Source organism: Pseudomonas lactucae (assembly GCF_036688725.1).
GTDB lineage: Bacteria > Pseudomonadota > Gammaproteobacteria > Pseudomonadales > Pseudomonadaceae > Aquipseudomonas > Aquipseudomonas lactucae.
This window is the reverse complement of sequence record NZ_JAQQPT010000003.1, coordinates 260,598-279,917: the sequence shown is the minus strand read 5'-3', so window position 1 is coordinate 279,917 and position 19,320 is coordinate 260,598. Positions and strand designations below refer to the sequence as shown.

The 19,320-nt window shown below is 62.0% G+C and carries 21 protein-coding genes and 1 riboswitch; of the genes, 16 read left to right on the top strand and 5 right to left on the bottom strand.

Features of this window, described 5'->3' with window-relative positions; translation table 11 throughout:
- The first annotated feature begins 86 nt into the window (after window positions 1-86).
- Complete coding sequence (gene mazG / locus V6M90_RS04865; RefSeq protein ID WP_332846156.1) at window positions 87-920, top strand: nucleoside triphosphate pyrophosphohydrolase; 834 nt, start codon at window positions 87-89, stop codon at window positions 918-920.
- 25 nt (window positions 921-945) lie between these two features.
- A complete protein-coding gene (locus tag V6M90_RS04860) occupies window positions 946-1,491 on the top strand; it encodes a DUF2058 domain-containing protein (protein WP_078734154.1) in 546 nt (181 codons plus the stop codon).
- A gap of 98 nt (window positions 1,492-1,589) precedes the next feature.
- Here the strand turns inward: V6M90_RS04860 and V6M90_RS04855 are convergent, their stop codons facing one another.
- The 4 genes from V6M90_RS04855 to purM all read right to left on the bottom strand — a co-directional run bounded on the left by V6M90_RS04855 (window position 1,590) and on the right by purM (window position 4,424).
- Window positions 1,590-1,778, bottom strand: a complete 189-nt coding sequence (locus V6M90_RS04855; protein ID WP_003175379.1) for a hypothetical protein — start codon at window positions 1,776-1,778, stop codon at window positions 1,590-1,592.
- A 215-nt stretch (window positions 1,779-1,993) separates the two neighbouring features.
- Window positions 1,994-2,707: a DUF3108 domain-containing protein gene (locus tag V6M90_RS04850; protein WP_003175378.1), complete on the bottom strand. Its 714-nt coding sequence runs from the start codon at window positions 2,705-2,707 to the stop codon at window positions 1,994-1,996.
- A gap of 8 nt (window positions 2,708-2,715) precedes the next feature.
- Window positions 2,716-3,366, bottom strand: coding sequence for a phosphoribosylglycinamide formyltransferase (gene purN / locus V6M90_RS04845; RefSeq protein WP_003175377.1), 651 nt, complete (start codon window positions 3,364-3,366; stop codon window positions 2,716-2,718).
- A complete protein-coding gene (gene purM, locus V6M90_RS04840) occupies window positions 3,366-4,424 on the bottom strand; it encodes a phosphoribosylformylglycinamidine cyclo-ligase (RefSeq protein ID WP_003175376.1) in 1,059 nt (352 codons plus the stop codon). The genes purN and purM overlap by 1 nt, the downstream gene beginning before the upstream one ends.
- A 356-nt stretch (window positions 4,425-4,780) precedes the next feature.
- Here purM and V6M90_RS04835 point away from each other — a divergent pair, with 356 nt between their 5' ends.
- The 5 genes from V6M90_RS04835 to V6M90_RS04815 all read left to right on the top strand — a co-directional run bounded on the left by V6M90_RS04835 (window position 4,781) and on the right by V6M90_RS04815 (window position 9,361).
- Complete coding sequence (locus V6M90_RS04835; protein ID WP_332846155.1) at window positions 4,781-5,818, top strand: DUF2066 domain-containing protein; 1,038 nt, start codon at window positions 4,781-4,783, stop codon at window positions 5,816-5,818.
- 38 nt (window positions 5,819-5,856) lie between these two features.
- Window positions 5,857-6,930: an AI-2E family transporter gene (locus V6M90_RS04830; protein ID WP_003175374.1), complete on the top strand. Its 1,074-nt coding sequence runs from the start codon at window positions 5,857-5,859 to the stop codon at window positions 6,928-6,930.
- 203 nt (window positions 6,931-7,133) lie between these two features.
- Window positions 7,134-7,838 (top strand): DnaA regulatory inactivator Hda, encoded by a 705-nt coding sequence (hda, locus tag V6M90_RS04825; protein WP_003175373.1) that lies wholly within the window; start codon window positions 7,134-7,136, stop codon window positions 7,836-7,838.
- A 209-nt stretch (window positions 7,839-8,047) separates the two neighbouring features.
- Window positions 8,048-8,677, top strand: a complete 630-nt coding sequence (locus V6M90_RS04820; protein ID WP_003175372.1) for a C40 family peptidase — start codon at window positions 8,048-8,050, stop codon at window positions 8,675-8,677.
- Between the two features lie 144 nt (window positions 8,678-8,821).
- The gene (locus tag V6M90_RS04815; protein WP_003175371.1) at window positions 8,822-9,361 is read left to right on the top strand and encodes a C40 family peptidase; all 540 of its coding nucleotides are present in this window, start codon (window positions 8,822-8,824) and stop codon (window positions 9,359-9,361) included.
- 82 nt (window positions 9,362-9,443) lie between these two features.
- Here the strand turns inward: V6M90_RS04815 and V6M90_RS04810 are convergent, their stop codons facing one another.
- Entirely contained in the window at window positions 9,444-10,757 is a 1,314-nt protein-coding gene (locus V6M90_RS04810) for a PQQ-dependent sugar dehydrogenase (RefSeq protein ID WP_141063581.1), read from the bottom strand.
- A 99-nt stretch (window positions 10,758-10,856) separates the two neighbouring features.
- A riboswitch (cobalamin riboswitch) is annotated at window positions 10,857-11,102 on the top strand.
- Between the two features lie 78 nt (window positions 11,103-11,180).
- Here V6M90_RS04810 and cobO point away from each other — a divergent pair.
- The 9 genes from cobO (at window position 11,181) to cobC (ending at window position 19,318) form a co-directional block, all read left to right on the top strand.
- Complete coding sequence (gene cobO, locus V6M90_RS04805) at window positions 11,181-11,792, top strand: cob(I)yrinic acid a,c-diamide adenosyltransferase (RefSeq protein WP_003175369.1); 612 nt, start codon at window positions 11,181-11,183, stop codon at window positions 11,790-11,792.
- Window positions 11,789-13,117: a cobyrinate a,c-diamide synthase gene (locus V6M90_RS04800; RefSeq protein ID WP_332846154.1), complete on the top strand. Its 1,329-nt coding sequence runs from the start codon at window positions 11,789-11,791 to the stop codon at window positions 13,115-13,117. The genes cobO and V6M90_RS04800 overlap by 4 nt, the downstream gene beginning before the upstream one ends.
- On the top strand, window positions 13,114-13,764 hold the full coding sequence (gene bluB / locus V6M90_RS04795; RefSeq protein WP_003175367.1) for a 5,6-dimethylbenzimidazole synthase: 651 nt from the start codon (window positions 13,114-13,116) through the stop codon (window positions 13,762-13,764). Before V6M90_RS04800 ends, bluB begins: the two co-directional genes overlap by 4 nt.
- On the top strand, window positions 13,761-14,669 hold the full coding sequence (cbiB, locus tag V6M90_RS04790) for an adenosylcobinamide-phosphate synthase CbiB (protein ID WP_305427593.1): 909 nt from the start codon (window positions 13,761-13,763) through the stop codon (window positions 14,667-14,669). Before bluB ends, cbiB begins: the two co-directional genes overlap by 4 nt.
- On the top strand, window positions 14,662-15,651 hold the full coding sequence (cobD, locus tag V6M90_RS04785; RefSeq protein WP_003175365.1) for a threonine-phosphate decarboxylase CobD: 990 nt from the start codon (window positions 14,662-14,664) through the stop codon (window positions 15,649-15,651). Before cbiB ends, cobD begins: the two co-directional genes overlap by 8 nt.
- Window positions 15,648-17,099 carry a cobyric acid synthase gene (locus V6M90_RS04780; protein ID WP_332846153.1) on the top strand — a complete coding sequence of 484 codons (1,452 nt, stop codon included), beginning with the start codon at window positions 15,648-15,650 and terminating at the stop codon, window positions 17,097-17,099. The genes cobD and V6M90_RS04780 overlap by 4 nt, the downstream gene beginning before the upstream one ends.
- A 73-nt stretch (window positions 17,100-17,172) precedes the next feature.
- Window positions 17,173-17,694 carry a bifunctional adenosylcobinamide kinase/adenosylcobinamide-phosphate guanylyltransferase gene (gene cobU, locus V6M90_RS04775; RefSeq protein WP_003175363.1) on the top strand — a complete coding sequence of 174 codons (522 nt, stop codon included), beginning with the start codon at window positions 17,173-17,175 and terminating at the stop codon, window positions 17,692-17,694.
- Window positions 17,691-18,746, top strand: coding sequence for a nicotinate-nucleotide--dimethylbenzimidazole phosphoribosyltransferase (gene cobT / locus V6M90_RS04770; protein ID WP_332846152.1), 1,056 nt, complete (start codon window positions 17,691-17,693; stop codon window positions 18,744-18,746). Before cobU ends, cobT begins: the two co-directional genes overlap by 4 nt.
- The gene (gene cobC / locus V6M90_RS04765; RefSeq protein ID WP_332846151.1) at window positions 18,743-19,318 is read left to right on the top strand and encodes an alpha-ribazole phosphatase family protein; all 576 of its coding nucleotides are present in this window, start codon (window positions 18,743-18,745) and stop codon (window positions 19,316-19,318) included. The genes cobT and cobC overlap by 4 nt, the downstream gene beginning before the upstream one ends.
- Window positions 19,319-19,320: the final 2 nt, after the last annotated feature.

Below are 19,320 nucleotides of genomic sequence, written 5' to 3'. Positions count from 1 at the left end.
ATTTGTACTGACTGATCCGCCCTCACCGGGAGCAAGCCCCTTCCCACAGTTGATCGGCGGCATTCTGACTGATCGGATAGAGATCGATGTATTCACTAGATGACCTGCTGCACCTGATGAATCGCCTGCGGGACCCGCACTACGGCTGCCCGTGGGACATCAAGCAAACCTACGCGACCATCGTGCCGCACACCCTCGAAGAAGCCTACGAGGTGGCTGACGCCATTGAGCGCGGCGACTTCGACCATCTGCAGGGTGAACTGGGCGATCTGTTGTTCCAGGTGGTGTATTACAGCCAGCTGGCGCGGGAAGAAGGGCGCTTTGAATTTGCCGGGGTGATCGACAGCATCACCCGCAAGCTCATCCGTCGCCACCCGCACGTGTTTCCCAGCGGCGATCTGTATGCGCCGCTGGATATCCCGCAATTGAGCGAAGAGCAGGTCAAGCTGCGCTGGGAGCAGATCAAGGCCGAGGAACGTGCAGAAAAGTCCGACGCGCCGGAGCAACTCTCCCTGCTCGATGATGTGCCCGCCGCCTTGCCGTCATTGTCCCGCGCCGCCAAATTGCAAAAGCGCGCCAGCCAGGTCGGGTTTGACTGGCCGTCAGCGTTGCCGGTGGTGGATAACGTGCGCGAAGAGCTCGATGAAGTGCTCGAAGCCATGGCCGATAACGACTCGGTGGCCATTGCCGACGAGGTCGGTGACCTGCTGTTTGCAGCGGTCAACCTGGCCCGCCACCTCAAGGTCGACCCTGAAACCGCGCTGCGTGGCGCCAATGCCAAGTTCGAACGACGTTTCCGATTTATCGAACAGGCATTGCGCGAGACGCATCAACCCATAGAAGATTGCACCCTCGAACAGTTGGACGCCCTGTGGGGCGAAGCCAAACGTCAGGAAAAGAATGTGTCCAGCTGCGGTTGAGCAGTTGCCTAAGTGAGTAAGCACCATGAGCCTTTCCCTTCGCGACCAGTTGCTCAAAGCAGGTCTGGTCAACCAAAAGCAGGCCAAGCAGGTCGGCAAAGAGAAACAGAAGCAGCAGCGTCTGGTCCACAAAGGTCAGATCGAGGCGGATGACACCCAGGCCCGCCTGGCCATTGAGGCTCACGCCGAAAAGGTCAAGCGCGACCAGGAACTGAACCGTCAGCAGCAGGAAAAAGCCGAGGCCAAGGCCCGTACGGCCCAGGTCAAGCAACTGATCGAGACCTCGCGCCTGCCCAAGCTGACCACCGAGGACTACTACAACTTCGTGGATGACAAGAAGGTCAAGCGCCTGTCGGTCAACACGCTGATGCGCAACAAACTGAGCAACGGCTCCCTGGCGATCGTGCACCACGGCGGCGGTTACGAAGTGATCCCGCGCGAGGCAGCGCTGAAGATCCAGGAGCGCGCGCCGGAGCGTATCGTGCAGCTCAACATCCTCACCGAAAGCCAGGTGCCGGATGAAGACGATCCGTACGCGGCCTACCAGATCCCTGATGATCTGATGTGGTAAGGCTGTAAAAACAACAAACCCCGCTCAACAGGCGGGGTTTTTGTTTGCAGGCACTCCAGCTGCTGTGTGGGGCCGGGTGCCTGCGGGATTTCAGTGTTTCAGGAGCTTTGTGCCTGGCGTTTCATCTCAAGCGATTCAAGCTCGTTTTTATAATTATGAGCATCGCTCTCGTTGTGAAACATGCCGACCAGCAAGTCTTGTTGGTGTACATCCCAGATGTGAATCCCATGGCCCAAGGCTTCGTGGGACATATGTTCGTCGTCGCGTTCAGTCACTTTTACAGTCATCTGCTTGCTCCAATCTCTGGTGGGTCTGCGGCAAGTCGTCGCAGGCCTTTTTTATACGATTTGTTAGCTTGCTAAGTAAACCGCTTTAGCGGTTTATGACAGAAGTTTCATGTTGGTCTCAGGCTTTGTATTGGCTCTAGACGCTTCAGGGCAAAATATTCAGGCGAAAAAAAGCCCCGCATTCAGCGAGGCTCCCGTTCAGCTCTTCCGCGCAATCAGCTGCCTTTGACGGCCTTACCGTCAACGGTACCGTCCTGCAGCATGATGTTGTATTCCTTGCCGTCGGTTTCCACCTGGCGCAGGGCAACCAGAATGCCGCCCTGGTCCTTGGCAAACCACATCTGGGTGATGCGTTTGCTCTGCGACGGGTCACGCACGCGCTCGACCTTGATCGCATCGATCGAGCCGACCTTGGTCTGGACCTTTTCCGGACCTATCACGCGAAAGTCGTAGGTGTCGACATCAGTGCCTTCGACGACGCGGTAGCTCATGCTCTTCTTGCCGGCCGCCACGTCACGCTGAAGGGCGAGCTGGTAGGTCGACTTGTCGAGCATGCCACTTTCCAGGGTGACGTTGACCGCGTCCTTGTTTTCAAACCCGGTGACTTTCTTCGCCGTCTGGTCGAAGTCCAGGTTGACCTTCTTGGCCTTGCCCAGGCCGCCGCGTTCGAAGGTGTAGCTCTTCGGTTGCAGGGTGTCCTTGTCAAACAGGATCACGCTGGTTTCGGTCAAGCTGGCGATCATCATGGATGCCTTGAAATTCAAGGTCCAGGTGCCGTCGCCGTTCTTGGTCAGGCTGCGTTCAGCCGAACCACTCATGGGCAACTGTTTCCAGTCGGCGGTATAGCTGACGGAGAAAGGGTGAAGGTCTGCCGCTTGCACGGCAGGCAAGGCAAACAGAGCAAAAGCGAAGAGCAAGGCGCGACGCATAAAATCTCCTAGGTTCGAATCAAGTGGCCGCTGGCCCCGAGTAACTGACCGTCCAATAATGCGCCGTGGTCACCAAGAATCAACCGCCCCTCGGCAAACCAGCGCACGGCCAGCGGGTAAATCCTGTGTTCCTGGGTATGAACCCGTTGCGCAAGCGTCTGCGCCGAGTCGTCAGACTCTACCGGAACTACTGCCTGTACGACCAGAGGGCCGCCATCGAGTTCCTCGGTGACGAAGTGCACACTGCAGCCATGCTCGCTGTCACCGGCATCGAGTGCCCGTTGGTGCGTGTGCATGCCTTTGTATTTGGGCAGCAGGGAAGGGTGGATATTCAGCAGGCGCCCGTCATAGTGCCTGACGAAATCCGCGCTGAGGATGCGCATGAAACCGGCCAGTACCACGAGTTTTGGCTTGAAGGCGTCGATCAGTTCGATCAAGGCGGCATCGAAGGCCTCGCGACCTTCGAAAGCCTTGTGATCCAGCGAGCGGGTTTCGATACCCGCATCCCTGGCGCGTTGCAGGCCGTAGGCGTCGCTGCGGTTGGAGATCACCGCTGCGATGCGCACCGGGCTGTCGCCGGTGCGCGTGCTGTCGATGAGGGCCTGCAAGTTACTGCCGGTGCCGGAGAGCAGCACCACGACATCACAGGTCGGAGACATTAATGAGCCTTGAGGTTCTTCAGTTCAACCTGAGCCGCGCCTTCTGGAGCGGTGGCGATCTGACCGATGACCCATGGCTGCTCGCCGGCTTCACGCAATACGTTCAGCGCGGTTTCCACGTGCTCCTGCGCCACGCAGATGACCATGCCCACGCCGCAGTTCAGCACGCGGTGCATCTCGGTTTCGTTGACGTTGCCTTTTTCTTGCAGCCAGTCGAAGACCGCGGGACGCTGCCAGCTGGCCACGTCGACAATCGCCTGGGCGCCTTTTGGCAGCACGCGGGGAATGTTGTCCAGCAGGCCGCCGCCGGTGATGTGGGCCATGGCCTTGACCGCGCCGGTGTCCTTGATCAGCTTGAGCAGTGGCTTGACGTAGATGCGGGTCGGGGCCATCAGCAGGTCGGTCAGTGGCTTGCCATCGAGCTGGATGTTCTCGATGTCGGCACCGGACACTTCGATGATCTTACGGATCAGCGAGTAGCCGTTGGAGTGCGGGCCGGACGATGGCAGGGCGAGCAGGGCGTCGCCGGCGGCCACTTTGGAGCCGTCGATGATGTCGGCTTTCTCTACGACGCCGACGCAGAAACCGGCCAGGTCGTAATCTTCGCCTTCGTACATGCCTGGCATTTCAGCGGTTTCGCCGCCGACCAGGGAGCAACCCGACAGTTCGCAACCCGCGCCGATGCCGGTCACTACCTGGGTAGCGGTCTCGACGTTGAGCTTGCCGGTGGCGTAGTAGTCGAGGAAGAACAGCGGCTCGGCGCCGCACACCACCAGGTCGTTGACGCACATGGCGACCAGGTCGATGCCGATGCTGTCGTGCTTGTTCAGGTTCAGGGCCAGGCGCAGCTTGGTGCCCACGCCGTCGGTGCCGGAAACCAGTACAGGCTGTTTGTAGCCGGCCGGGATTTCGCAGAGGGCGCCAAAACCGCCCAGGCCGCCCATGACTTCGGGGCGCGCAGTGCGCTTGGCGACGCTCTTGATGCGTTCGACCAATGCTTCACCGGCGTCGATGTCTACACCGGCGTCCTTGTAGCTCAGGGAGGGTTGCTTGCTCATGATCCAGGCCTTTAGGGGGGATTCAGGGGTAACGACCGAGTGGGCAGGCGCTTTTGGTAAAAGGCCCAGCCGTTGACGGTCTGCGAAGGCGCGCGATTTTATCAGGCTTGAGGGGCAGCGGCCATCCTCGGGCCGACGGGCAGGGCCATATAGCTTAAAAAAGCGCGTTAAAAAAATGCTAATCGGCTCTGCTTCGGGCCGTATTAAGGTATAGCCTTGAACCCGCTATCGTTATGACGGCGCGAAAACTTACCGAGGCCCTGTGAATGTTTTGTCGGTCGCCATGGTCACAGCCTTGGCAAACCGAGTTCATCCGGTCTGTTCCAGCCGCTAAATTTGTCGTTCGGGAATCTTCCATGCGTCTGTGTAAATTCTTCTTTGTGGGCTGCTTGTCGTTGGTCAGCCTGGCGAGTCATGCCGAAACCCTCAATGGCCTGTATCAAGTACTTGAACCGGTTGGCAGCCAATCGCCGCAAGAGCGCGACCAGGCGACCCAGCGAGCGCTGCAGACGATGGTGATCCGCCTGACCGGCGATGCCAAGGCCGCCGAAGGCCCGGGCCTGGCGGCGATTCGCAAGGACCCGCAGCAGATCATCACCCAATATGGCTACGACGCCGGTCCGCCCGAGAGCCTGCAAGTGGATTTCGACCCGGTCAGCACCGACCGCGCCCTGCGTGATGCGGGCCTGTCGATCTGGGGCAGCAATCGGCCCTCGATCCTCGGCTGGTGGCTGAACGACTCCACCGAAGGCAGCAGCCTGGTCGGCGATGGCCAGACCGTTGCGCAAGCCCTGCGCCGCGCGGCGCAACACCGTGGTTTGCCGCTGCGCCTGCCGCTGGGTGATCTGGACGAACAAGTCGTCGCCACCGCGCCGAATCTGGAAAGCACCGACGCTGCGCCACTGCGCGCCGCCTCCGAGCGCTATGGCGCCGACGCCCTGCTGGCGGTGCATGCCCGCCAGGAAGGCAGCCAATGGCAAGCCAAATGGCGCCTGTGGCTGGGTGACAAAAGCGAGCAGGGCAGCGTGCAAGGTGCCGACACCGGGGCGATGGCCGACGCGGTGATGTTGGCGATCAGCCAAAAGCTGGCACCGCGTTTTGCGGTCAAGCCCGGTGTGAGCACCGAACAATTGCTGGAAGTGCAGGGGATGACCCTGGAGCGCTATGCGGCGCTGGGGCATTTGCTTGAGCCGTTTGGTGGTCAGCCGCTACGGGTCGAGGGTGATCGCATCGTGTATCGCGTCAATGGCAGCGCCGATCAGTTGCGCACCCAGTTGAGCCTGGCCAGGTTGCAGGAGATCCCTGCGGGCGAGCCTGCGCCGCAACCGGTAGCGGCAGGCACGCAACCGCCCGCCGCCCCTGAGCCGCAGGCGCAACTGCGGTTTCGTTGGTAACAGTTCTTCCTTATATAGATAGAAGCATGGAGTGATGTATGGCGGATACGCGTCGTTGGGTGTGGCTTGGCGGGATCGTCCTGCTGTGCGTTTTTGTGTTCTTGCTGCATTCGATCCTGACGCCGTTCCTGGTTGCGTTGCTGCTGGCCTATCTGTTCGATCCGGTGGTGGATCGCCTGGAGAAAGCCGGGCTGTCGCGCACCTTGGGCGTGGTCGCGGTGTTCGCGCTGTTCACCTTGATCATCACTGCGTTGGTGCTGGTGCTGGTGCCAATGCTGGCCAAGCAATTGTTTCGCCTGTATGAGCTGGCGCCGCAGATGCTCGACTGGCTGCAACACACGGCCATGCCGTGGGCCCAGGCCAAGCTGGGGTTGTCGGACGGCTTCTGGAAGTTTGACAAGGTCAAGGCCGCCATCAGCGAGCACATGGGCCAGACCACCGACATTGTCGGCGTGATCCTCAGTCAGGCCACGGCCTCCAGCCTGGCGCTGATCGGTTGGCTGACCAACCTGGTGCTGATCCCGGTGGTGGCGTTCTACCTGCTGCGCGACTGGGACATCATGATGGCCAAGATCCGCAGTCTGCTGCCGCGCGATCGTGAGGAACGCATTGTGTCCCTGGCGGGCGAGTGCCATGAAGTGCTGGGTGCTTTCGTGCGGGGTCAGTTGTTGGTGATGCTGGCCTTGGGCATCATCTATGCCGCCGGCTTGATGGCGATTGGCCTGGAGCTGGGCCTGTTGATCGGCTTGATCGCAGGGTTGGCCGCCATCGTGCCGTACATGGGGTTTGTGATTGGTATCGGTGCGGCACTGGTGGCCGGGCTGTTCCAGTTTGGCGGCGACCTGTACCCGATGCTGGGCATCGTCGCGGTGTTCATGGTCGGCCAGGCCTTGGAGGGCATGGTGCTCACACCACTGCTGGTGGGTGACAGGATTGGCCTGCACCCGGTGGCGGTGATCTTTGCGATCCTGGCGGGCGGTGAGCTGTTCGGCTTTACCGGTATCCTGTTGGCGCTGCCGGTGGCGGCGGTGATCATGGTGCTGGTGCGCCATATGCACGATCTGTACAAGGATTCGGATGTGTATACAGGGGTTGAAGACCCCGATCTGTAATCGTGTTGTCACAGACCCGGCCCAGGCCGGGTTTGTCGTTTCTGGCGCCGGGTGCTCCAAACAAGCCGGGTAAACCTGCAAGTTAACGCAAACCTTTGATTTTGCTTGTGGTCTGCCGCATTGTGCACCCGGCTTCACGGGTATAAACTTTGCAAACTTTTCACAGAGGCCACTAACGGTTCGATGGGAGCCGTTCAGTCAGCATGAAACCGATTCAGCTGCCCTTGGGTGTGCGTCTGCGTGACGACGCCACCTTCATCAATTACTACCCAGGCGCCAATGCCGCTGCACTCGGCTATGTCGAGCGGCTTTGCGAAGCCGACGCCGGGTGGACCGAAAGCCTGATCTATCTGTGGGGCAAGCAGGGCGTGGGGCGTACCCACCTGTTGCAGGCCGCATGCCTGCGCTTCGAACAAATGGGCGAGCCAGCGGTGTACCTGCCGTTGGCTGAGTTGATGGATCGCGGTATCGGCATCTTCGACCACCTGGAGCAATACGAGCTGGTGTGCCTGGATGACCTGCAGGCGATTGCCGGCAAGGCGGACTGGGAAGAAGCGCTGTTTCACCTGTTCAACCGTTTGCGCGACAGCGGCCGGCGCCTGTTGATCGCTGCCGCTACCTCGCCGCGGGAACTGCCGATCAAGCTGGCCGACCTCAAGTCGCGCCTGACCCTGGCGCTGATCTTCCAGATGCGCCCATTGTCCGACGAAGACAAATTGCGTGCCCTGCAATTGCGTGCCTCCCGTCGTGGCCTGCACCTTACCGACGAAGTCGGGCACTTTATCCTTACCCGTGGTACTCGCAGCATGAGCGCCTTGTTCGATTTGCTTGAGCAGCTCGATCAGGCCTCTTTGCAGGCGCAACGAAAATTGACGATACCTTTTCTCAAAGAGACGTTGGGTTGGTAAGGCGTTGATCTGTCACGATTCGGCAATTTCCAGGCGCCAGGAAATCTGCGTCTGAGCCAGGCCGGCTACGCATTTACGTCATTAATTGGAATTAGGGCTTAGATGTCACGGTCCAATCGCGAAGTCACATAGAGCGCGATTGAATTTGCAAATCGATCTGATAGAGGGCATAGTCTCGTCTTCTTTACATACCAGCCACGGTCGTGCCCATGCTAAATCGCTTCGCACCCCTCGTGCCTCTCGCACTCGTTACCCTGTTGTTTGGTTGCGCCTCCCACCCTCAACAGGTGGCTGAGCAGCAGAAGCCTCAACAACAGTCCCAGGCAAAATTCGTCGCTGCGCAGTCCGCTTCCGTTTATGAGGAAGAGCTGGCAACCGAGAAGGAATTGGCCGATTTCTCCGGCAACAAGCCTTATCAGTTGCCTGTTCTGGCCGACAGCATCCTTGAGCGCGGCATGTCCCTGATCGGTACCCGTTACCGTTTTGGCGGTACCTCTGAAGCCGGTTTCGATTGCAGCGGCTTTATCGGTTATCTGTTTCGCGAAGAAGCCGGCATGAACCTGCCACGCTCGACGCGCGAAATGATCAACGTGAATGCACCGTTGGTCGCACGAAACAACCTCAAGCCCGGTGATCTGCTTTTCTTCAGTACTGCAGGCCGTGGTCGCGTCAGTCACGCCGGTATCTACCTGGGTGACAACCAGTTTATCCACTCCAGCAGCCGTCGCAGTGGCGGTGTACGAGTCGACAACCTGGGTGACAGCTACTGGAGCAAAACCTTCATCGAAGCCAAGCGTGCACTCGCCATGGCCCCGACCACGGTTACCGCCAGCAAGTAAACTTAAAGTGATACTTGAAGTTTGACGTGTAAGCGCTAGAATCCCTGGACATTGTTGTAATCCGTTCGCGCGAGCTTTGCTTGCGCGTTCTGGTTTTCAGCGTTCGGCAGCGAAAGCCGCATCCAGTCCAGGATTGTTCTGCACATGTCGACCTCGGCCCGCCTGTTTCTATTAGTTTGCGCCGCGCTCCTCAGCGCCTGCGCCAGCCGCACACCGCCGCCCGCGCCTGTCGCGGTCAAGCCAAAGCCGGTGTTCAACTATTCCACCCAGAATTTTTCGCCTGCTGCCGAAGACGTACTCTTTCGCGCGCTGGGTCTGGTCGGCACGCCTTACCGCTGGGGCGGCAACACACCGGATTCCGGGTTTGATTGCAGCGGCCTGATTGGCTTCGTCTACCGTGATGCCGCCGGCATTTCCTTGCCGCGCACCACCCGTGAACTGATCGTGATGCGCGCCCAGGATGTGAGTGAGCAGAACCTGCAAACGGGTGACCTGCTGTTCTTCGCCACCGGCGGTGGTTCGCAGGTCAGCCATGCCGGCATCTACGTGGGCGAAGGCCGCTTCGTGCATGCGCCGCAAACCGGCGGCACGGTGAAGCTGGATACCCTGTCCAAGGCGTATTGGCAGAATGCCTACTTGAGCGCCAAGCGTGTATTGCCAGCAAACCTGGCACGAAATCCCTAAAAGCAGCGATAAGCTTCAAGTTGTAAGCTGCAAGAGGGTGCACCGCCACCTTGCAGCTCCTAGCTTGAAGCTTGCGGCTTCGCTACCTAGCGGCCCACACCCGCCATACTTTATTCCCCACATCATCGGCCACCAGCAAATCCCCTTGCTGATCAATCACCACGCCCACCGGGCGGCCCATGGCTTTCTCGTCTTTATCGAGGAACCCAGTCAGTACGTCCACCGGCTGGCCCTTAGGCTGGCCTGCCTCGAACGGCACGAAGATCACCTTGTAGCCACTGTGCGGCTTGCGATTCCACGAGCCATGCTGGCCGATGAACGCGCCGTTGCTGAACGGCGCCGGGAGTTTGCTGCCCTCGGCGAACGTCAGGCCCAAAGACGCGGTGTGAGGCCCGACCGCATAGTCCGGCGCGATTGCCTTGGCGACCAGGTCCAGGTTCTGCGGCGTGACGCGCACATCCACATGCTGGCCGTAATAGCTGAAGGGCCAGCCATAGAAACCGCCGTCCTTGACTGAGGTGATGTAGTCCGGCACCAGGTCGCTGCCGATCTCGTCGCGCTCATTCACTGCGGTCCACAGCTTGCCGCTCTGTGGTTCCCAGGCCATGCCGTTGGGATTGCGCAGGCCCGACGCGAAAATGCGGTGCTGGCCGCTGGCGCGATCCACTTCCCAAATAGCCGCGCGGCCTTGTTCCGCTTCAAGACCGTTTTCGCCGACGTTACTGTTGGAACCGACGCTCACATAGAGTTTGCTGCCGTCCTTGCTGGCGACCACGTTTTTGGTCCAATGGTGATTGATGCTACCGCCCGGCAGGTCGACCACCTTGGTCCCCAGTGCCTTGATCGCGGTTTCGCCCGCGTGGTACGGGAAGCGCAGCAGCTTGTCGGAGTCAGCCACATACAGGTCGTTGCCAACCAGCGTCATGCCGAACGGTGAATTGAGGTTTTCCAAGAACACCGTGCGCGTTTCGGCCACGCCGTCGTGGTCGGCATCGCGCAGCAACGTGATGCGGTTCGGACTCGGCACACCCGCGCCGGCGCGGCCCATGACTTTTTCCATGACCCAGCCACGAATGCCCTTGGCATCATCGGGCTTGGGCGGCGCGTTGGTTTCAGCCACGAGCACATCGCCATTGGGCAACACATACAGCCAGCGCGGATGGTCCAGCCCTTCGGCAAATGCTGCTACCTGCGTTCCGGCTGCAGCGATGGGTTTGGCGCCCTCGGGCCAGCCAACGGCCGGGGCGATGTTGACGGTGGGGATCAATGTCTTGTTCGGCTCCGGTAATTGGGGTGACGGCCCTGTGCCGTCGGCGACCTGCAAGGTCGAAGTTTCTCCGCAGGCGACGAGGCTGCCTGCGAGCATCATCAGTAAGGCGAGTCTGGTTTTATGCATGATTTTCTCCGGTATACCTGTAAGGGTAGAGGAGTGCGGTGATGCGATGGTTCAAGTACACGGCCAGCTTTCATTGACGCTCCCCCATCAACCCACTAACCTTCGCCGCTTGTTCCAGGTGCTCTGTGACCCACGGGTCGACAGGGTGAAACAGGGAAGCCGGTGAGTGAGCGCGCTTGTACGCAGCGCCGCCGCAATTCCGGCGCTGCCCCCGCAACGGTAAATGAGTCAAGACGCTGCCTTTTGCCACTGTATCGCTCGCGATATGGGAAGGCGCAGCGTCGGTCTGTTCGCTTCAGAACGCCGCTCATGAGCCCGGAGACCGGCCTGGATCAATCAACAGCATCACGGTGGGCGATGCTTGGCTGTATGTGTTTCTTTTTCCTGCCCGCCGTTTTTGTCCAGCCCCAACGGAGAGCTGCCATGACCGATACCCCCGACCGCGACGAACGCCACCTGGCGCGCATGCTGCGCAAAAAAGCCGTGATCGACGAGCGCATCGCCAACTCTCCCAATGAATGCGGATTGCTGCTGGTGCTCACCGGCAACGGCAAGGGCAAGAGCAGCTCGGCGTTCGGCATGCTGGCCCGGGCCATGGGGCACGGCATGCAGTGCGGCGTGGTGCAGTTCATCAAGGGACGTAACAGTACCGGCGAAGAGCTGTTCTTCCGCCGTTTCCCCGAGCAGGTGCGCTTCCATGTCATGGGCGAGGGCTTTACGTGGGAAACCCAGGATCGCCAGCGCGACATCGCCGCCGCCGAGGCCGCCTGGGCCGTGTCGCGCCAATTGCTGCAAGACCCGTCCATTGGCCTGGTGGTACTGGATGAGCTGAATATCGCCCTCAAGCACGGCTACCTCGACCTCGACCAGGTCCTCAGTGACCTGCAGGCCCGCCCGCCGATGCAACACGTGGTGGTTACGGGGCGTGGCGCCAAGCCTGAATTGGTTGAAATGGGCGATACCGTCACCGAAATGGGCATGCTCAAGCACGCGTTCCAGGCCGGTATCAAGGCACAGAAGGGCGTCGAACTTTGAATCAGCCCCGTCAATGCCCCGCCGTATTGATTGCCGCACCGGCATCCGGCCAGGGCAAGACCACCGTCACCGCCGCGCTCGCCCGTTTGCACCGCAACCTGGGGCGCAAGGTGCGCGTGTTCAAATGCGGCCCGGATTTCCTGGACCCGATGATCCACGAGCGCGCCAGCGGTGCGCCGGTGTATCAATTGGACATGTGGATGGTGGGCGAGCAGGAAAGTCGCCGCCTGCTGTGGGAAGCGGCGGGGGAGGCCGACCTGATCCTGATCGAAGGCGTGATGGGCCTGTTCGACGGCACGCCGTCCAGCGCCGACCTGGCGCGGCACTTCGGTGTGCCGGTGCTGGGTGTGATCGACGGCACCGCCATGGCCCAGACCTTTGGCGCGCTGGCGTTGGGCCTGGCGCGTTACCAGCCCGACTTGCCGTTCGCCGGCGTACTGGCCAACCGCGTCGGCACCTTGCGCCATGCGCAGTTGCTCGAAGGCAGCCTCACCGAAGGCCTGCGCTGGTACGGCGCGTTGTCCCGCGAGACCGGGATCGAACTGCCCAGCCGCCACCTGGGCCTGGTGCAGGCCAGTGAACTCAATGACCTCGATGTGCGCCTGGACGCCGCCGCCCAGGCCCTGGGCAGCAGTTGCGAAGTCGCGCTGCCACCGCCGGTGGCCTTCGCCGCACCGCAGGTGATCGAGGCCGAGCCGTTGCTGGCCGGCGTGCGCATCGCGGTCGCTCGCGACGAAGCGTTCGCCTTCACCTACGGTGCCAGCCTCGATCTGTTACGGGCCATGGGCGCCGAGCTGAAGTTCTTTTCGCCTATCCACGATAGCCATTTGCCTGACACCGATAGCCTGTATTTGCCCGGTGGCTACCCGGAACTGCACCATCAAGCGCTGTCGGAAAATACCCCGATGCTCGCTGCGATCCGCGCCCATCACGCCGCCGGTAAGCCGCTGCTCGCAGAATGTGGTGGCATGCTCTATCTGCTGGATTCGCTCACCGATGTCGACGGCAGCCGCGCCGAACTGCTCGGCCTTTTACAGGGCGATGCGGTGATGCAAAAGAAACTTGCGGCCCTGGCTTTGCAAAGCGTCGAGTTGCCGGAAGGCGTGTTGCGTGGGCACACGTATCACCATTCCCTGACCAGCACCGAGTGCCAGCCGATTGCCCGTGGCCTGAGCCCGAACGGTGGGCGCGGTGCCGAAGCGGTCTTTCGGCAGGGGCGGATGACGGCCTCTTATGTGCACTTCTATTTTCCGTCGAATCCGACTGCGGTAGCCGCCTTGTTTGCACCCAATGTGGGAGGGGGCTTGCCCCCGATAGGGCCATGACCGACTACGCCTTTCCCCAGGCCGACCGCGACGCCGTCTACCGTGCCATCGCCGAACGCCGTGACATGCGCCACTTCAGCGGCGGCACAGTGGCCCCCGAGTTGCTGCACCGCCTGCTCCTGGCCGCACACCAGGCGCCCAGTGTCGGCTTGATGCAACCATGGCGTTTCATCCGCATCAGCGACCGTCACCTGCGTGGGCAAATCCAGCAGTTGGTGGAAGAAGAGCGCGTGCGTACCGCCGAGGCCTTGGGCGAGCGTTCCGATGAATTCATGAAGCTCAAGGTCGAGGGCATCCACGACTGCGCCGAAGTGCTGGTGGCAGCGTTGATGGAGGGGCGCGAGCGGCATATCTTCGGCCGCCGCACCTTGCCGGAAATGGACATGGCTTCGTTGTCCTGTGCGATCCAGAATCTATGGCTGGCGGCCCGTGCCGAAGGCCTGGGCATGGGCTGGGTGTCGTTGTTCGAGCCTGAGGCCCTGGCCGACCTGCTGGGCTTGCCGCCCGGCGCCAAACCCCTGGCCGTGCTGTGCCTGGGGCCGGTGACCGAATTCTATCCGGCACCGATGTTGCAGCTCGAAGGCTGGACCGAACCGCGGCCGCTGAGTGACATGCTGTACGAGAATACCTGGGGAGTGAGTCAATGAGTGTGGCCTTGCTGTGTGTCGCCGCGGTGGCGTTGGATGCGCTGCTGGGTGAGCCCAGGCGCTGGCATCCGCTGGTGGCGTTCGGCAATTTTGCCGGGCGCATCGAGCAACGCTTCAACAGCGGTGGCCGTGGCTGGCGCAGCCATGGCGTGACGGCGTGGTTTATCGCCGTGGTGCCGTTGACCCTACTGGCCACTGCGCTGTCGTGGGCGCCCTATATTGGCTGGGCGTTGGAGATTCTGGCCTTGTACTGTGCCCTCGGCATGCGCAGCCTCGGTGAACATGTGATCCCGGTAGCGCAGGCGCTGCGCAGCGATGACTTGGAGCAGGCGCGCCAACGCGTGAGCTACCTGGTGAGCCGCCAGACCAGTGAGCTGGACAGCACCGAAGTGGCCCGCGCCGCCACCGAATCGGTGCTGGAAAACGGCAGTGATGCGGTGTTTGCCGCGTTGTTCTGGTTCGTGGTCGCTGGCGTACCGGGTGTGGTGCTCTACCGCTTGAGCAATACCCTTGACGCCATGTGGGGCTATCGTAATGAGCGCTTCGAGCGATTTGGCTGGGCGGCGGCGAAAATCGATGACGTACTGAACTACATTCCCGCGCGCCTGGTGGCTTTGACCTACGCGTTATTGGGCAAAACCGCGCTGGCCCTCAAATGCTGGCGCACCCAGGGGTCGACATGGGACAGCCCCAACGCGGGGCCGGTGATGGCGTCCGGGGCCGGCGCACTGGGTGTCGAACTGGGCGGCGCGGCGATTTATCACGGTGAGCTGCATCAGCGCCCGCCATTGGGCGAAGGCCCGGCGGCGGATGCCGATGCTATCGAGCGGGGCTGGCAGTTGGTGCAGCGCGGCGTCTGGTTGTGGCTGCTGATCTTATGCGCGGGGGCGCAATTCTATGCTTGAGCACGGTGGTCGGCTGCGCAAGGCGTCCGTTCGGTACGGGATCGCCGAGGCCAATTGGCTGGATCTCTCCAGTGGGCTCGCGCCTTGGCCCTGGCCGATTCCGGAGATTGCGCTGCGTGCCTGGGCGCGCCTGCCGGAAACCGACGATGGCCTGGAGCAGGCCGCCAGCGAGTATTACGGCGCGGCGCATGTATTGCCGGTGCCCGGTTCCCAGGCGGCGATCCAATTACTGCCGCGCCTGCGCCGTGCGGGCAAAGTCGGCGTGTTATCGCCGTGCTACGCCGAGCACGCCGAAGCCTGGCGCCGCGCCGGTTACGTGGTGCGCGAAGTGCAGGAGCAGGAAGTCGACTTCTTCCTCGATGGCCTCGATGTGCTGGTGGTGGTCAACCCCAACAACCCCACCGGCCTGAGCCTCAGCCCACAACGCCTGCTGGACTGGCACACGCGGCTGGCCCAGCGTGGCGGCTGGCTGGTGGTGGACGAAGCGTTTATGGACGTGACCCCGCAATTGAGCCTGGCGAGCCAGGCCCATCAGGTCGGCCTGATTGTACTGCGCTCGTTCGGCAAGTTTTTCGGCCTGGCGGGTGTACGCCTGGGCTTTGTGCTGGCCGAGCGCCGGCTGCTCAAGTTGCTCGCTGAACAGGTCGGGCCGTGGGCGGTCAGTGGGCCGACGCGGGTGGTCGGCCAAGCGTGCCTGCGCGACACCGCCGGCCATGCGCGTCAGCGCGCGCGTTGCCTTGAGGCTGGCCGGCGCTTGTTTGAATTGCTGCAGCGCCATGGCTTTCAACCTCAGGGCGGCTGCGCCCTGTTCCAGTGGCTGATTACCCCGCACGCCGAACGCATGCACGAATTCATGGCCCAGCGCGGCATTCTGCTGCGCCTGTTTGTACACGACAGCAGCCTGCGCTTCGGCCTGCCCGACACCGAGGCCGATTGGCTGCGCCTGCACGAGGCCTTGGGCGCCTATAAGGACGCTGCATGAGTACGCTGATGGTGCAAGGCACCACCTCCGACGCGGGCAAAAGTACCCTGGTGACCGCGTTGTGCCGCTGGCTGGTACGCCAAGGCGTGGCGGTGGCACCGTTCAAACCGCAGAACATGGCGCTCAACAGCGCGGTGACGGCCGAAGGCGGCGAAATCGGCCGCGCCCAGGCCGTGCAGGCCCAGGCGGCCAACCTGGCGCCCCATACCGATATGAACCCGGTGCTGCTCAAACCCAACAGTGACACCGGCTCCCAAGTGATCATCCATGGCCGTGCGGTCACCAGCATGAACGCCGTGGCCTATCACGACTACAAAGCCATCGCGATGCAAGCCGTGCTGGCGTCCCACACGCGTTTGAGCGAAACCTACCCGGTGGTGATGGTGGAGGGTGCGGGCTCGCCCGCGGAGATCAACCTGCGCGCCAATGACATCGCCAACATGGGCTTCGCCGAGGCGGTGGATTGCCCGGTGTTGTTGATCGCCGATATCAACCGTGGCGGGGTGTTCGCCCATTTGGTCGGCACGCTGGAGTTGCTCTCGCCCAGCGAACAGGCGCGGGTCAAAGGTTTCATCATCAACCGTTTTCGCGGTGATATCGCCCTGCTGCAGCCGGGACTGGATTGGCTGGAGGCGCGCACCGGCAAACCGGTAGTGGGCGTATTGCCATATGTGATGGACCTGCACCTGGAAGCCGAGGACGGCATTGACCGGCGCCAGATCGACAAGGCGGCGCAGGTGCTCAAGGTGGTGGTGCCGGTGCTGCCGCGCATCAGCAACCATACGGATTTCGACCCGCTGCGCCTGCATCCCCAGGTGGATTTGCAATTTATCGGGCCGGGCCAACCGATTCCCGCCGCCGACCTGATCATTCTGCCGGGCTCGAAAAGCGTGCGCAGCGATCTGGCGTATTTGCGCGCCAATGGCTGGGACACGGCCGTGGCGCGGCATTTGCGCTATGGCGGCAAGGTGCTCGGCATTTGCGGCGGCCTGCAGATGCTTGGCGAGCAGGTGCACGACCCGTTGGGCCTGGAAGGGCCGGCAGGTTCCAGCGCCGGCTTGGGCCTGCTGGCGTTCAGCACCACGCTGGAAGAAGAAAAACAGCTGCGCAATGTACGCGGACGTTTGTTGCTGGAGGATGCCGAGGTCAGCGGCTATGAGATCCATGCCGGCGTGACATCGGGCGCAGCGTTATCGAACGCGGCCGTGCAACTGGATGACGGCCGTACTGACGGCGCCCGCAGTGCCGACGGGCAGATCCTCGGCACTTATCTGCACGGCCTGTTCGAAACCCCGGCTGCGTGCAGCGCTTTGTTGCGCTGGGCGGGACTGCGGGACGTGCAGGAGGTGGATTACCACGCCCTGCGCGAGCGCGACATTGAGCGGTTGGCGGATTTGGTCGAGAACCATCTGGATACCGAACTGTTACGCAGATTGTGTGGAGTTTAACGGATGCACACCGATCCCAATGTGTGAGGGTGTCAGCTTCAACTTATCTGCCGGGCGAGAAAGGAGTGTTCCCATGTTTCAACTGATCCTCGGCGGCGCCCGTTCCGGTAAAAGCCGCCTCGCCGAAAGGCTTGCCAGCGACAGCGCCTTATCCGTCATTTACATCGCCACCAGCCAACCGCTGGACGGCGAGATGAATGCGCGCGTCGCTCTGCATCGTCAGCGTCGCCCGGCGCATTGGGGCTTGATCGAAGAACCCGTCGAGTTGGCGCGGGTGCTGCGCGAGAACGCCGGCCCCGACCGCTGCCTGCTGGTGGATTGCCTGACCTTGTGGCTGACCAATCTGCTCATGCTTGAAGACCCGGAGCGCCTGGCGTTCGAGCGTGAGCAACTGCTGCAAAGCCTGGCCACGCTGACGGGTGAAATTATTTTTGTCAGCAACGAGACCGGTCTGGGTGTCGTGCCGCTGGGCGAATTGACTCGCCGCTATGTGGATGAAGCCGGTTGGCTGCATCAAGCCTTGGCCGAGCGTTGTCAGCGTGTTGTCCTGACGGTTGCCGGCCTGCCCCTGACCTTGAAAGGTACTGCGTTATGACTGACACCTGGTGGCTTAACCCTTGTAAGTCCATGGACACCACGGCGTACGAACACGCCCTGGCACGCCAGCAGCAATTGACTAAACCGGCTGGCTCCCTCGGCCAGTTGGAGGCGCTGGCGGTGCAATTGGCCGGCTTGCAGGGCCAGGTCAAACCGTCGATGGATCGGGTATGGATCGCGATTTTTGCCGGCGACCACGGTGTGGTTGCCGAAGGTGTGTCGGCCTTTCCCCAGGAAGTCACCGGGCAGATGCTGCATAACTTTGTCACTGGCGGCGCGGCCATCAGTGTGTTGGCGCGGCAGTTGGATGCGCGGTTGGAGGTGGTTGATCTCGGCACGGTGAACCCTTCGCTGAGCTTGCCCGGTGTGCATCACCTGAATCTCGGCGCCGGCACCGCCAATTTCGTCAAGGGTCCGGCCATGACCGTCGCGCAGGGACGATCGGCGCTGCAAGCGGGTCGCGAGAGTGTGCTGCGTGCACGTGAAAACGCTGCGCAACTGTTTATCGGCGGTGAAATGGGCATCGGCAACACCACCGCCGCCAGTGCGCTGGCGTGTGCGTTGCTCGAGTGCCAGGTCAGCGACCTGACCGGCCCGGGTACGGGCTTGAACGCCGACGGTGTCAGCCACAAGGTGGCGGTGATCGAGCGTGCCTTGGCGCTGCACGCCGGGCAGCGCGATGATGCGCTGCAAACCCTGTTCAATCTGGGCGGTTTTGAGATTGCTGCGCTGGCGGGTGCCTATCTGGCGTGTGCCCAGGAAGGCGTCGTGGTGCTGGTGGATGGGTTTATCTGCACGGTGGCCGCGCTGGTCGCCACGCGTCTGAACCCGGCGTGCCGCGACTGGCTGGTGTTCGGCCATCGTGGCGCCGAGCCTGGACATCGGCATGTGCTGCACAGCCTCGATGCGCAACCTTTGCTGGAACTGGGCCTGCGTCTGGGTGAAGGCAGTGGCGCCGCGTTGGCCGTGCCGCTGCTGCGCCTGGCGTGTGCGCTGCATGGGCAGATGGCGACCTTTGCCGAAGCGGCCGTGGCGGACCGCCCGGCATGATCTTGCACCTGGACCTGCTGCGCCACGGTGAAACCGAGCTGGGCGGCGGCCTGCGCGGCAGCCTCGACGACGCGTTGACTGCCAGGGGCTGGGAGCAGATGCGCGCCGCGGTGGCGGAGCGAGGACCTTGGGACCGGTTGATCAGTTCGCCATTGCAGCGCTGCGCGCGGTTCGCCGATGAGTTGGGCGCACGGCTCAATCTAACGGTGCACTTGGAAAAAGACCTGCAAGAGCTGCACTTCGGCGCCTGGGAAGGGCAAAGCGCGGCGGCGTTGATGGACACCGACGCCGAAGGCCTTGGGTTGTTCTGGGCCGATCCCTATGGCTTCACGCCGCCCGAGGGTGAGCCGGTCAGCGCATTTTCCGAACGGGTTCTAGGCGCTGTCTCACGCCTGCACCAGACCTACGCCGGTGAGCGCGTGTTGTTGATCAGCCATGGCGGCGTGATGCGCTTGCTGCTGGCGCGTGCCCGAGGGTTGCCCCGTGAACAGTTGCTGAATGTGGAGGTCGGCCATGGCGGCTTGTTCAGCCTGCGGGTGGCCGCCGATGGTGGGCTGAAGGAAGGAATCTGACG

What these genes read in the sequence shown, in the direction of transcription:
- mazG (WP_332846156.1), top strand. Translation starts at nt 87, where the DNA reads ATGTATTCACTAGATGACCTGCTGCACCTGATGAATCGCCTGCGGGAC.
- V6M90_RS04860 (WP_078734154.1), top strand. Translation starts at nt 946, where the DNA reads ATGAGCCTTTCCCTTCGCGACCAGTTGCTCAAAGCAGGTCTGGTCAAC.
- V6M90_RS04855 (WP_003175379.1), bottom strand. Translation starts at nt 1,778, where the DNA reads ATGACTGTAAAAGTGACTGAACGCGACGACGAACATATGTCCCACGAA.
- V6M90_RS04850 (WP_003175378.1), bottom strand. Translation starts at nt 2,707, where the DNA reads ATGCGTCGCGCCTTGCTCTTCGCTTTTGCTCTGTTTGCCTTGCCTGCC.
- purN (WP_003175377.1), bottom strand. Translation starts at nt 3,366, where the DNA reads ATGTCTCCGACCTGTGATGTCGTGGTGCTGCTCTCCGGCACCGGCAGT.
- purM (WP_003175376.1), bottom strand. Translation starts at nt 4,424, where the DNA reads ATGAGCAAGCAACCCTCCCTGAGCTACAAGGACGCCGGTGTAGACATC.
- V6M90_RS04835 (WP_332846155.1), top strand. Translation starts at nt 4,781, where the DNA reads ATGCGTCTGTGTAAATTCTTCTTTGTGGGCTGCTTGTCGTTGGTCAGC.
- V6M90_RS04830 (WP_003175374.1), top strand. Translation starts at nt 5,857, where the DNA reads ATGGCGGATACGCGTCGTTGGGTGTGGCTTGGCGGGATCGTCCTGCTG.
- hda (WP_003175373.1), top strand. Translation starts at nt 7,134, where the DNA reads ATGAAACCGATTCAGCTGCCCTTGGGTGTGCGTCTGCGTGACGACGCC.
- V6M90_RS04820 (WP_003175372.1), top strand. Translation starts at nt 8,048, where the DNA reads ATGCTAAATCGCTTCGCACCCCTCGTGCCTCTCGCACTCGTTACCCTG.
- V6M90_RS04815 (WP_003175371.1), top strand. Translation starts at nt 8,822, where the DNA reads ATGTCGACCTCGGCCCGCCTGTTTCTATTAGTTTGCGCCGCGCTCCTC.
- V6M90_RS04810 (WP_141063581.1), bottom strand. Translation starts at nt 10,757, where the DNA reads ATGCATAAAACCAGACTCGCCTTACTGATGATGCTCGCAGGCAGCCTC.
- cobO (WP_003175369.1), top strand. Translation starts at nt 11,181, where the DNA reads ATGACCGATACCCCCGACCGCGACGAACGCCACCTGGCGCGCATGCTG.
- bluB (WP_003175367.1), top strand. Translation starts at nt 13,114, where the DNA reads ATGACCGACTACGCCTTTCCCCAGGCCGACCGCGACGCCGTCTACCGT.
- cbiB (WP_305427593.1), top strand. Translation starts at nt 13,761, where the DNA reads ATGAGTGTGGCCTTGCTGTGTGTCGCCGCGGTGGCGTTGGATGCGCTG.
- cobD (WP_003175365.1), top strand. Translation starts at nt 14,662, where the DNA reads ATGCTTGAGCACGGTGGTCGGCTGCGCAAGGCGTCCGTTCGGTACGGG.
- V6M90_RS04780 (WP_332846153.1), top strand. Translation starts at nt 15,648, where the DNA reads ATGAGTACGCTGATGGTGCAAGGCACCACCTCCGACGCGGGCAAAAGT.
- cobU (WP_003175363.1), top strand. Translation starts at nt 17,173, where the DNA reads ATGTTTCAACTGATCCTCGGCGGCGCCCGTTCCGGTAAAAGCCGCCTC.
- cobT (WP_332846152.1), top strand. Translation starts at nt 17,691, where the DNA reads ATGACTGACACCTGGTGGCTTAACCCTTGTAAGTCCATGGACACCACG.
- cobC (WP_332846151.1), top strand. Translation starts at nt 18,743, where the DNA reads ATGATCTTGCACCTGGACCTGCTGCGCCACGGTGAAACCGAGCTGGGC.